10 protein-coding genes and 1 pseudogene are annotated in these 10,642 nt (G+C 70.0%); 4 read left to right on the top strand and 7 right to left on the bottom strand.

What is annotated here, in order from left to right:
* Nucleotides 1-2: 2 nt before the first annotated feature.
* The gene (locus ABH928_RS06050; RefSeq protein ID WP_370062800.1) at nucleotides 3-470 is read right to left on the bottom strand and encodes a winged helix-turn-helix transcriptional regulator; all 468 of its coding nucleotides are present in this window, start codon (nucleotides 468-470) and stop codon (nucleotides 3-5) included.
* Nucleotides 471-559: 89 nt separating this feature from the next.
* Here ABH928_RS06050 and ABH928_RS06045 point away from each other — a divergent pair, with 89 nt between their 5' ends.
* Nucleotides 560-1,054 carry a PaaI family thioesterase gene (locus ABH928_RS06045; protein WP_370062798.1) on the top strand — a complete coding sequence of 165 codons (495 nt, stop codon included), beginning with the start codon at nucleotides 560-562 and terminating at the stop codon, nucleotides 1,052-1,054.
* A gap of 46 nt (nucleotides 1,055-1,100) precedes the next feature.
* On the opposite strand, the gene ABH928_RS06040 is transcribed toward ABH928_RS06045, so the two are convergent.
* Nucleotides 1,101-1,889 carry an SDR family oxidoreductase gene (locus tag ABH928_RS06040; protein WP_370062796.1) on the bottom strand — a complete coding sequence of 263 codons (789 nt, stop codon included), beginning with the start codon at nucleotides 1,887-1,889 and terminating at the stop codon, nucleotides 1,101-1,103.
* 101 nt (nucleotides 1,890-1,990) lie between these two features.
* Nucleotides 1,991-2,324: pseudogene (locus ABH928_RS06035) on the bottom strand (acyl-CoA dehydrogenase family protein); the annotation flags it as partial.
* Between the two features lie 439 nt (nucleotides 2,325-2,763).
* Between ABH928_RS06035 and ABH928_RS06030 the strand changes: the two are divergent.
* Complete coding sequence (locus ABH928_RS06030; protein WP_370062794.1) at nucleotides 2,764-3,486, top strand: dienelactone hydrolase family protein; 723 nt, start codon at nucleotides 2,764-2,766, stop codon at nucleotides 3,484-3,486.
* A gap of 131 nt (nucleotides 3,487-3,617) precedes the next feature.
* On the opposite strand, the gene ABH928_RS06025 is transcribed toward ABH928_RS06030, so the two are convergent.
* A complete protein-coding gene (locus ABH928_RS06025; protein ID WP_370062792.1) occupies nucleotides 3,618-4,220 on the bottom strand; it encodes a chorismate mutase in 603 nt (200 codons plus the stop codon).
* A 227-nt stretch (nucleotides 4,221-4,447) separates the two neighbouring features.
* On the opposite strand from ABH928_RS06025, the gene ABH928_RS06020 reads away from it, so the two are divergent.
* Both ABH928_RS06020 and ABH928_RS06015 read left to right on the top strand, forming a co-directional pair.
* On the top strand, nucleotides 4,448-6,079 hold the full coding sequence (locus ABH928_RS06020) for an APC family permease (protein WP_370062790.1): 1,632 nt from the start codon (nucleotides 4,448-4,450) through the stop codon (nucleotides 6,077-6,079).
* Nucleotides 6,080-6,157: 78 nt separating this feature from the next.
* Nucleotides 6,158-6,520 (top strand): 5-carboxymethyl-2-hydroxymuconate Delta-isomerase, encoded by a 363-nt coding sequence (locus tag ABH928_RS06015; RefSeq protein ID WP_370062788.1) that lies wholly within the window; start codon nucleotides 6,158-6,160, stop codon nucleotides 6,518-6,520.
* A gap of 288 nt (nucleotides 6,521-6,808) precedes the next feature.
* Here ABH928_RS06015 and ABH928_RS06010 read toward each other — a convergent pair whose 3' ends face one another.
* The 3 genes from ABH928_RS06010 to ABH928_RS06000 form a co-directional block, all read right to left on the bottom strand.
* On the bottom strand, nucleotides 6,809-8,230 hold the full coding sequence (locus tag ABH928_RS06010) for an amino acid permease (RefSeq protein WP_370062786.1): 1,422 nt from the start codon (nucleotides 8,228-8,230) through the stop codon (nucleotides 6,809-6,811).
* A 178-nt stretch (nucleotides 8,231-8,408) separates the two neighbouring features.
* The gene (gap, locus tag ABH928_RS06005) at nucleotides 8,409-9,407 is read right to left on the bottom strand and encodes a type I glyceraldehyde-3-phosphate dehydrogenase (protein ID WP_370062784.1); all 999 of its coding nucleotides are present in this window, start codon (nucleotides 9,405-9,407) and stop codon (nucleotides 8,409-8,411) included.
* Nucleotides 9,408-9,559: 152 nt separating this feature from the next.
* Nucleotides 9,560-10,516: a GlxA family transcriptional regulator gene (locus ABH928_RS06000; RefSeq protein WP_370062782.1), complete on the bottom strand. Its 957-nt coding sequence runs from the start codon at nucleotides 10,514-10,516 to the stop codon at nucleotides 9,560-9,562.
* Nucleotides 10,517-10,642 lie beyond the last annotated feature (126 nt).

The raw sequence follows: 10,642 nt of genomic DNA, 5'->3' as shown, positions 1-10,642 counted from the left end.
GTTCACGGCAGCGGCCGGGCCGACGCCGTCAAAGTCGCGCGCGCTTGGCGCGGGGTGAGCGGTCCGTGCCCGTCAGCGCAGTGGACGACGACTTCGAGCGGCGCCTCGCAGTCACGGTGGCTGACTTCCAGGGGCGGGCCGTCCGGATCCGCGGCCCAGCGGTCCCCCCACTGCTTGAGGGCGATGATCGCCGGCCACAGGTCCCAGCCCTTCTCGGTAAGTCGGTACTCGTGGCGGGTGCGGCTGCCGGGCTCGCGATAGGGGACGGCCGTCAGGATGCCGGCGGAGACGAGCTTGCGCAGCCGGTCCGAGAGCACGGCCTCGGAGAGCCCGACGTGCCGGCGGAAGTCGTCGAAGCGGCGCACGCCGTTCATCGCGTCCCGCAGGACGAGCAGGGCCCACCGCTCGCCGACGAGGTCGACGGCCCGCTGGACGGTGCAGTTCTCGGTGCTCGTCTCCAGCCACGTCATGGACCCATCCTAGGCTGACTTCGGGGTTGACATCCAGATGCGCGGATGGCTAGCTTCGAAAAGTGAAGTCAGCTGAAGAGGGGCAGGACATGACCAGGTCGCGCACGTATGGCTGGCAGGATCCCGGTATCACCGCGTCGGCCGTCGGGGACGGGAGCGGGCTGGAGTTCCTGCGGCGGCTCCTCGCCGGCGAGCTGCCGCCGCCTCCGCTCGCCGAGACCCTGGGATTCACCCTGGACCAGGTCGAGTTCGGCCGCGCGGTGTTCGTCCTGGAGCCGGGCGAGGAGCACTACAACCCCATCGGCAGCGTCCACGGCGGCGTCTACGCCTCGCTGCTGGACTCGGCCGCCGGCTGCGCGGTCCAGTCCGTGCTCCCGGCCGGCACGGGCTACACCTCGCTCGACCTGAACGTGAAGTTCCTGCGCCCGATCACCGTCGGCACTGGCAAGATCCGCGCGGTCGGCACCGTCCTCAACCAGGGACGGCGCACCGCCCTCGCCCAGGCCGAACTCCTCGACTCCGAGGACCGGCTGCTCGCCCACGCCACCAGCAGCTGCATGCTCTTCCCGGTGCCCCGAACCTGAGCCGAGGGAGCGAACGTCAATGCCGGCCGCCGGACGGCCTGCTCCTTCACGGATGCTGGCTGCTGACCGAGACCGTCTCCCCCGTCATGTACGACGAGTAGCCGCTGGCCAGGAAGACGATGACGTTGGCGATCTCCCAGGGCTCGGCGTAGCGGCCGAACGCCTCCCGGGCGGTGAGCTCCTCCAGCAGTTCCCGGGTGGTGACCTTGACGAGGTGCGGGTGCATGGCCAGGCTCGGCGACACGGCGTTGACGCGCACCCCGTAGCCCGCCGCCTCCACGGCCGCGCAGCGGGTCAGCGCCATGACGCCGGCCTTGGCGGCGGCGTAGTGGGCCTGACCGGCCTGGGCCCGCCAGCCGATCACGGAGGCGTTGTTGACGATCACTCCGCCGTCGCCTGCGGCCTTCATCCGCCGCAGCGCGGCACGCGTGCAGCGGAAGGTGCCGTTCAGGGTGACGTCGATGACCCGGTCCCACTGTTCGTCGGTCATGTCTACGAGTTCGGCGGTGCCGCCGAGGCCGGCGTTGTTGACGACGATGTCGAGGCGGCCGTGGCGTTCCTCCGCGAGGTCGTACAGTGCGGCGACCTGCTCCTCGTCGGTGACGTCGCAGCTGCGTCCGGCCACCCGGTCCGCGCCGAACTCCGCCGCGAGTTGGTCGACCGTCTCCTTGGTGCGGCGGGCGTGTGCGTCGCCGATGACGATGTCCGCGCCCTCCTCCAGCAGTCGGCGGGCGGTCGCACCGCCGATGCCGGCTCCGGCGGCGGCGGTGACCACGGCGGTGCGGCCGGTCAGCAAGCCGTGTGCGGGAACGTACTCGGGGGTCGTGGGCGTCATGCGCGAGCCTCCCTCGGCAGGCCGAGCACGCGCTCGGCGATGATGGTGCGCTGGATCTCGTCGGTACCGGCGTAGACGGTGTCCGGACGGGAGAAGAGGAGGTAGACCTCGTTGAACTCGCTGGTCCCCGTGAGCTGAACGATCGGCCGCACCTCGACGCCCGGCTGGTGCATGGGCACCAGCAAGTAGGACGGTCCCTGGTCGCGGCGTGATCGGGCGGCGGTCCGGGCGATGACGAAGCACCAGTCGGACTCGTCTGCCAGCGAGGTCCAGATCCTCTGGCCCGTCACCACCCGTGCATCGCGGACGAGTTCGGCGCGGGTGCTCGCCGATGTGGTTGACCCGGGCGGGCGCGTCGGCAAGCGCGTACTCACCGGCGAGGTTGCCCTTCAGCCAGTCCCGGATCTCGGCCCGGAAGGCGTCGACTGTGGTCATACTCAGCCCCTTGGCTCTCGAACGTGGCTCGCGACGCCCTAGGGGCACGCTAACCTACCAAACAGTTGTTAGAGAAGAGGGCGCAGGCTGGACGTCGCAGCCCGCCCCGATGGCGTAACCGGCTCAGGCCGCCGGCAGACCGAGGTCCATCGTCCCGACGGACGTGCCGTCCGCCAACCCCGGCAACAGCTCGGCGCAGGCCTCCGCGTCGCCGGAGGCGAGCAGCGCCTCCGGCGTGAACACCGCCGAACCGACGCAGGGCGAAACCTGTTTGCAGACCACGGCAACCCCTGCTTAGCTATGCCGAGACCGTGCAGGAGAACGAGGAGGTGGTACCCGTGAACACACAAACGACATGGGTGCTCCCCTCTGGGGTCATGGTCGGGCGATAGGTCGTCCGGGAGCGCCGTTTTTACGAGCACTCCCGAAAGGCACGACCATGGAATTCACTTCCGAGCAGCGTCTCGACGGCGTCGTCGAGCGCGAGTTCACCCTCGGCGAGATCCCCGGCACCCTGTGGATGCCCGGATCCGCCTCCGCACCGGTACCGCTGGTCCTGATGGCCCACAACAACGGCCTGCCCAAGAACGAACCCCGGCTGGTCGCCCGGGCCCGGCACACCGCGGCGAACGGCTACGCGGTGGCCTCCATCGACGCAGCTGGATGCGGTAGTCGGCCCCGTTCAGCCGCCGACGACCAGGCCCGCGCGGACCTCCGCAGGGCGATGCAGGCCGGCGAGCCGGTTGACGAGATCTTCGAGTCCTTCATCGGCCCGCTGGTCGACAAGGCGGTCCCGGACTGGCGGACCACCCTGGACGCCCTCCTTGAACTGCCCGAGATCGACGGCCCGGTCGGGTACTCGGGGTGGACCGCCGTCGGCATTCGGCTGGCGGTGGCCGAGCCGCGCATCGCGGCCGCGGGTTTCTTCGCCGGGGGTTACGTGCCCCGCGCCCAGCGCGAGGAAGCCCGGCAGCTCACCATTCCGCTGCTGTTCCTGCTGCAGTGGGACGACGAGGGGAACCCTCGGCAGCGCGCCCTGGACCTGTTCGACGCCTTCGGCAGCAAGGAGAAGACGCTGCACGCCAACATGGGCGGGCACACGGGCACCCCGTGGTTCGAGCTGAAGGACGGGAACCAGTTCTTCGGTCGGCATCTGAGGTGAGGCCGGGCCGTCAGGCCGACCGCAGACCCTAGGCGGTAAGCGGGCGGCGCTAGACGGCGTCGACCAGGATGCCGCTCGTCGAGGACAGGTCCCGGCCCTCCTCGACGAGCGGCATCCTGCCGTGTCGCGGATCAGTCGGCGCAGACCGACGGCAGGGCGCGGAGCAGAGCGGCGTAGTGAAGGGCGTCGAGGCTCTGCTGGTGCCGGGCGTGGACCGCCGCTGCGGTCAACTGCCCGTCGCAGGAGGGCGCCTGGCGGCTGGCTTCGGCCGCGGCGATGGCCTGGACGAGTTCGGTGCCGATGGTGTCGAGCTCGACCCGGATGGTGGCCAGGCTGGGCCTGGTGGTCGGGACGAGCGACGGGTCGGCGTCCCACTCGGCGTACAGGGCGCGCTGGACGACCTTGTTGGCCTCGATCTGGTCGCGGAAGATCTTCGCGACCGGCGCGGGGTCGATACCCAGAGCCGTGGCCTGCTGCTCGGCGGTGGCGATCTCGGCCGCCTCGCGCGCCGGGTCGTCGATCGGGCTGCCGGTCCCGTATTTGGCCGCCGCCACCTGGTCGCCCACCTCGACCCGCTGCGCGGACAGCGCCGCGATGGTCTCCAACGGCGTCGTCCTCGGCGCGGCGGCAGCGGAGCCCGCTCCGAGCCCGACCCCCGCTGCCGCGGTGGTGAGCAGCAGTGCCGCACCGACGACGGTGGCCGTCGATCGCCTCGACGTGATGAACAGTCGCACAGGAATCCCCCAGTCGTGTACGGAATGTCGCGCCGATCCTACCGGCGGGAATCGCCGCAACGCGGCGATTCGGCGGGATTTGCCTTCCCGCGCAGACACTGCCCCGATGCCGGCCCGCCGAGTGTCGCCGCGGCACCCCGGGTGGGCAGGAATCGGGGAATCGAGTGATCATAGGGACACGTCTCCGACCGCGGTCCGGCGCTGCACGAGCGCCTGGAGGTTTCACCATGGGTGCCTCGTCTCCGACTCCTGAGTCCTCCGAACCGTCTGATTCGTCGTGGGGCCTGGGCGCGTCCGTCGTGCCCGGTGAGGTCTCCGGTTCCGGTTCGGGCGAGAAGGGTCTGCGGGGCAACGCCCTCGGCCTGTTCTCCTCGGTGGCGATCGGCCTGGCGTCGACCGCACCCGCCTACAGCCTGGCGGCGACGCTCGGACTGATCGTCGTCGGCGTCGGTCTGCAGGCGCCGATCATCACCATCCTGGCGTTCATCCCGATGCTGCTGATCGCCTATGCCTACAAGGAGATGAACGCGGTCGACCCGGACTGCGGCACCACCTTCACCTGGGCCGCCCGGGCCTTCGGGCCCCGCACCGGGTGGATGGGCGGCTGGGGCATCATCATCGCCGACATCATCGTCATGGCCAATCTGGCCCAGATCGCCGGCATCTACGGCTTCCAGCTCGTGGGCCACGCGAACCTCGCTTCGAGCACGCTGTGGACGACCGTGGCCGGGGTCGTCTGGATCGTCCTGATGACCTTCATCTGCTACATCGGCATCGAGATCTCCGCGGCGCTGCAGCGCGTCCTGCTCTGCGTCGAGGTCGCCATGCTGGCGCTCCTGTCGGTGACCGCGCTGGTCAAGGTCTACAGCAGCCACGCGCCCGCGACGGCGATCCGCGTCTCGGGCTCGTGGTTCAACCCCTTCCAGGTGTCCTCCCCGAGCGCGCTGACCGCCGGCGTCCTCGCCGCGGTCTTCATCTACTGGGGCTGGGACACGGCCGTCTCGGTCAACGAAGAGACCGCCGACAAGTCGCGCACCCCCGGCCGGGCGGCGGTGCTCTCGACGGTCATCCTGCTGTTGATCTACGCCCTGGTCTCCACCTCGGCGCAGGCTTTCGCGGGCGTTGGCGACAAGGGCATCGGGCTGACCAACCCGGACAACTCCGGCGACGTGCTCTCCGGCCTCGGCGGAGCCGTCTTCGGCACCTCGGGGCTCGGCTGGTTCCTGTCCAAGCTGCTGATCTTCATGGTGCTCACCTCAGCCGCCGCCTCGACCCAGACCACGATCCTGCCGACCGCGCGCACCAGTTTCTCCATGGCCTTGCACAAGGCCATCCCCTCGCAATTCGGCCGGGTGCACCCGCGCTTCGCCACCCCGACATGGTCCACGGTGGGGATGGGCCTGGTCTCCATCGCCTTCTACGTCCTGCTGACCCGGATCAGCAGCAACGTTCTCGCGGACTCGATCTCCTCGGTCGGCCTCGGCATCGCGTTCTACTACGGACTGACCGGTTTCGCCTGCGCCTGGTACTTCCGCAAGGTGCTGCGCCGCAGCGCCCGCGATCTCTGGTTCAAGGGCATCCTGCCGCTGCTCGGCGGCGTCATACTGCTGTACTTCTTCTGCTACGCCGCCTTCGACGTCTACGCCGACCCGAACTACGGCCACACCACCATGACGCTGCCCGTGGTCGGCAAGGTCGGCGGCGTCTCCGTGATCGGCATCGGCGCGCTGGTGCTCGGCCTCGTGCTGATGCTCATCCAGTGGGCCGTCCAGGGCTCCTGGTTCCGCAACCCCGACGTGCCGGTCGGCGCGGCCACGGTGGAAGAGCTGGAAGCCGCAGAGTCCGCGCCGCCGGACTGAGCGACCACGATGCGATGCGGCGGGTCATCGCGCAGACCGCGGGCCCCACCGAAGAGGTCCACGTGGTAAGAGTTCCTCATGCCGCAGATCACCGTTGAGTACTCCGCCGAGCTGACCGATGCTTTCGACCGGCGAGGTTTCACCCTCGCCCTGCACCCTCTGGCGGCGGACCTGCTCGACGGTCCGCTGGACGACTTCAAGACCAGGTTCTACGCAAGCGGGGAGAGCGTCATCGGGGAGGGCTCCGGGAGTAACGCGATGATCCACGTGGAGCTTGCGATCCTGTCGGGGCGCACGCCCGAGACCAAGCAAGAGCTTGGCCGCACCGCCCTGGAGACAGCCAGCCGCTACCTTGCGCCGGTGCCCGGCTTGACCGTCCAGGTGACAGTCGAGGTACGCGACATCGACCGGGTCAACTACCACAAGCGTGTCGTGGTGTGACGGGGACGGTTCTGTGTGGCGGACCGTCAGCGGCCTGGGCGGCGCTGTGCGATCGACTCGATCGCACAGCGAACACAGGCGCAGGGCGCGGCGGTGCGAGGGCCGTTGCACGGGCTGGCCGCTTCATCCCACGCACCGCGGCGAGGATCACCCCATGCACACGAGCGCCCGGCAGGGGGGCCGTTGGCCCCAGCCACCGTCGAAGGCGGTCGAGGACGTCGAGGTTCGCTAACCCGAAAGCCCCGCCGCACGGCGAGTGCCGCCAGGAGACGGCACTCGCCGATTCGGTCAGCGGGTGGAACCGGAGGCCGCCGCGCGCCGACGTTGCACGATCGGGGCGGCCGTCAGCACGACGGCTGCGGCCACCAGCGAGAGCACCATCTGCATCCGGCCGGCGGACGTGGTGAACATGTATGCCATCACGAAGCAGATCAGTCCGATGGTGGCCCAGGTCAGGTACGGGTAGAGCCACATCCGGACGGTCAGCTTCTCGGGCGACTCGCGCTCGATGATCTTCCGCATCCGCAGCTGGGACAGACAGATCACCAGCCAGACGAACAGCGCCACGGCGCCGGAGGAGTTCAGCAGGAAGCTGAACACCGTGTCAGGCGAGGTGTAGTTGAAGAACACCGCGACGAAGCCGAAGACCACCGAGGCGAGGATCGCCGCGTGCGGCACACCACGTCGGCTGACCTTGGCGAAGGCACGCGGGGCGTCACCGCGCTGCCCGAGCGAGAAGGCCATCCGGGAGGCGGTGTACAGGCCCGAGTTGAGGCACGAGAGCACGGCCGTGAGCACGATGACGTTCATCAGCTGCGCGGCGCCCGGGATGCCGACGTGCTCCAGGACCGCGACGTACGGGCTGCCCTTGACGGAGGCCGCGTCCCACGGGAGCAGGGTGACCACGATGAGGATCGAGCCCAGGTAGAAGACGCCGATCCGCCAGATCACGCTGTTGGTCGCCTTCGTCACGGCGCGGCGCGGGTCCGCGGTCTCGCCCGCCGCCAGCGTGACGATCTCGCTGCCCATGAAGGAGAAGACGACGGTCAGCATGCCGGTGAACACGGCGCCGACGCCGTGCGGCAGGAAGCCGCCGTGTCCGGTCAGGTTGTCCGTGCCGACCGCGTGGGTGCCGGGCAGCACGCCGAAGATCGCCAGGACGCCGACCACGATGAAGGCCGCGATCGCCACGACCTTGATCCCGGCGAACCAGAACTCGAACTCGCCGTACGAGGAGACCGAGCCCAGGTTGCTGACGGTCAGCACGGCGATCACGAGCAGGGCGAAGGCCCACTGCGGGACGCCGGGCAGCCAGCCGTGCAGGATCTTCGCACCGGCGGTCGCCTCGACCGCCAGCACCACCACCCAGAAGAACCAGTACAGCCAGCCGATGGCAAAGCCGGCCCAGCGGCCGAGTGCCCGGTCGGCGTAGGCGGAGAACGACCCGCTCTGCGGGTTGGCGGCGGCCATCTCGCCGAGCATCCGCATCACCAGCACGACCAGCACACCGGCCAGCGCGTACGAGAGCAGAATGCCCGGGCCGGCCGCCGCGATGCCGGCGCCGGAGCCGACGAACAGACCGGCGCCGATCACTCCGCCGATGGCAATCATGGACAGGTGGCGGCTCTTCAGCCCCGCCTGAAGGTGACCGCCTCCGGCCGCCTCGGTGGAGGCGGTCGGAGGAACCGGCCTTGAGGTCTCGGTACTCATGGATTGTGCTACCTCTCCTGCACGATGTGGTGTTCCGTGCAAACTCAGGAAAAGTAGCCCGACTATCCCCTAGATGTAACCCTCTGACCCAAATCGACAACATATGTTGAGGGTTATCTGAGGTTCCGCCCCTTCGGACGCCAGCGCGCCCCGGCGTCCTGGCCGCGCCGGCGTCCGGTCAGCGGGTGGCGAGGAGCTCGAGCGTGTCGATCACGCGGTTCGAGAAGCCCCACTCGTTGTCGTACCACGCGACCACCTTGACGTGGCGGCCGTCGACGCGGGTCAGGGCCGAGTCGAAGATCGACGAGGCGGGATTGCCCGTGATGTCGGACGACACGAGCGGGTCGTCCGAGTACTCCAGGATGCCGGCGAGCGGCCCCTGTGCTGCGGCGCGGTACGCCGCCAGCACGTCGTCGCGGGTCACGTCGCGGGCGACGGTCGTGTTGAGTTCGACGATCGAGCCCACCGGCACCGGTACGCGGATCGAGTCGCCCGAGAGCTTGCCCTCGAGCTTCGGCAGCACCAGTCCGATCGCCTTGGCGGCGCCGGTCGTGGTCGGCACGATGTTGACGCCGGCGGCTCGGGCGCGACGGGGGTCGCGGTGCGGGCCGTCCTGCAGGTTCTGCTCCTGCGTGTAGGCGTGCACCGTCGTCATGAACCCGTGTTCGATACCGGCGAGTTCGTCGAGGACCGCGGCCAGCGGCGCGAGCGCGTTGGTGGTGCAGGAGGCGTTCGAGACGATCGTGTGCAGGTCCGGGTCGTAGGCGTCGGTGTTGACCCCGAAAGCGAGCGTGACGTCGGCGCCGTCCGACGGCGCGCTGACGAGCACCTTCTTCGCGCCCGCGTCGAGGTGCGCCCGGGCGGCCTTGGCCGAGGTGAAGCGGCCGGTGGCCTCCAGAACGATGTCGACGCCGAGTTCGGCCCAGGGCAGCTGCTCCGGTTCGCGCTCGGCCAGCACCGTGATCCGACGGCCGTCGACGACGAGGACGTTCCCGTCGACGCTCACCGGGCGCCCGAGCCGGCCGGCCGTGCTGTCGTAGGCGAGCAGGCGGGCGAGAGCGGCGGGCTCCGTCAGGTCGTTGACGGCGACGATCTCGAGGGCGCTGTCGCGCTCCAGCAGTGCGCGCAGCACGTTGCGCCCGATGCGGCCGAATCCGTTGATGGCGATGCGAGTCATTGAGTGATGTCCCTTCCCTTCCACTCCAGCCTCGCCTGCAGCTCAGACCGCTGACAGTGGCGGGATCGCCACGGTTCAAAAGGATCCCGCCAAGGATCCCGCCAACCCGGATTCCGCCCACCCGACCGCAGCGCGGTGTCCGGGCAGGCGGGTCACTCGCCCCGGGTGAAGGTGCGCCGGTACTCGCTCGGCGTGGTGCCGAGGATGCGCTGGAAGTGCAGGCGCAGATTCGCGCCGGTGCCGAGCCCGACGTCGGCGGCGATCTGTTCGACGCTGCGCTCCGAGCGCTCGAGCAGTGCGCGGGCCAGGTCGATGCGGGCGCGCATCACCCACTGCATCGGCGTGTAGCCGGTCTCCTCGACGAAGCGCCGGGAGAACGTGCGCGGCGAGACCCCCGCCTGCCGCGCCAGTATGTCGAGGGTGAGGGGCTCGCCGAGCCGGTGCAGCGCCCACTCCCGGGTCACGGCGAACCGCTCGCCGAGCGGCTCGGGGACGCTGCGCGGCACGTACTGGGCCTGGCCGCCGCTCCGGTAGGGCGCCGCGACCAGACGCCGGGCCGCGTGGTTGGACGCCGCCACTCCGAGGTCGCCGCGCAGGATGTGCAGGCACAGGTCGATGCCGGAGGCGGCGCCGGCCGAGGTGAGCACGCTGCCCTCGTCGACGAACAGCACGTTCTCGTCGACCCGGACGAGCGGATGCCTGGCCGCGAGGGCCCGCGTGTAGTGCCAGTGCGTCGTGGCGCGCCTGCCGTCGAGCAGGCCCGTGGCCGCGAGCGCGAACGCCCCCGTCGAGATGGCGGCCAGCCGCGCGCCCCGGTCGTGGGCGGCCAGCAGGGCGTCGACGACGGCCCGCGGCGGGTCGTCGCGGTCCGGGAACCGGTAGCCGGGGACGAAGACGACGTCGGCCCACGCAAGCGCGTCGAGCCCGTGGGCGACGTAGTACGCGAGGCCGTCGCCCCCGGTCACGAGGCCGGGCATCGCCCCGCAGACCCGCACCTCGTACGGCATGCTCGCGCGGGTCGTGAAGACCTGCGCGGGAATTCCGACATCGAGCGGCTTCGCCCCCTCGAGCACGAGGACGGCGACGCGATGAAGGCGGGAGGCTGACACAGGAAGAGGGTACGGCGGTCGCCCGGCTCCGCCGTCAACGCCTCGTACCGCGACAACTCCTGCCCTCGCAACGCGAGTCCTCCGGGCTCGCCTCAGCCGGCCCGGAAAGGTACTCCCGGGTCGGCT

The organism is Streptacidiphilus sp. MAP5-3 (assembly GCF_041262505.1).
GTDB lineage: Bacteria > Actinomycetota > Actinomycetes > Streptomycetales > Streptomycetaceae > Streptacidiphilus.
The sequence above is the reverse complement of the archived record's forward strand: the minus strand, read 5'-3'. Positions and strand labels throughout refer to the sequence as shown.

Coding starts and splice junctions, on each gene's coding strand:
- ABH928_RS06020 (WP_370062790.1), top strand. CDS start 4,448: ATGGGTGCCTCGTCTCCGACTCCTGAGTCCTCCGAACCGTCTGATTCG.
- ABH928_RS06045 (WP_370062798.1), top strand. CDS start 560: ATGACCAGGTCGCGCACGTATGGCTGGCAGGATCCCGGTATCACCGCG.
- ABH928_RS06010 (WP_370062786.1), bottom strand. CDS start 8,230: ATGAGTACCGAGACCTCAAGGCCGGTTCCTCCGACCGCCTCCACCGAG.
- ABH928_RS06040 (WP_370062796.1), bottom strand. CDS start 1,889: ATGACGCCCACGACCCCCGAGTACGTTCCCGCACACGGCTTGCTGACC.
- ABH928_RS06030 (WP_370062794.1), top strand. CDS start 2,764: ATGGAATTCACTTCCGAGCAGCGTCTCGACGGCGTCGTCGAGCGCGAG.
- gap (WP_370062784.1), bottom strand. CDS start 9,407: ATGACTCGCATCGCCATCAACGGATTCGGCCGCATCGGGCGCAACGTG.
- ABH928_RS06015 (WP_370062788.1), top strand. CDS start 6,158: ATGCCGCAGATCACCGTTGAGTACTCCGCCGAGCTGACCGATGCTTTC.
- ABH928_RS06050 (WP_370062800.1), bottom strand. CDS start 470: ATGACGTGGCTGGAGACGAGCACCGAGAACTGCACCGTCCAGCGGGCC.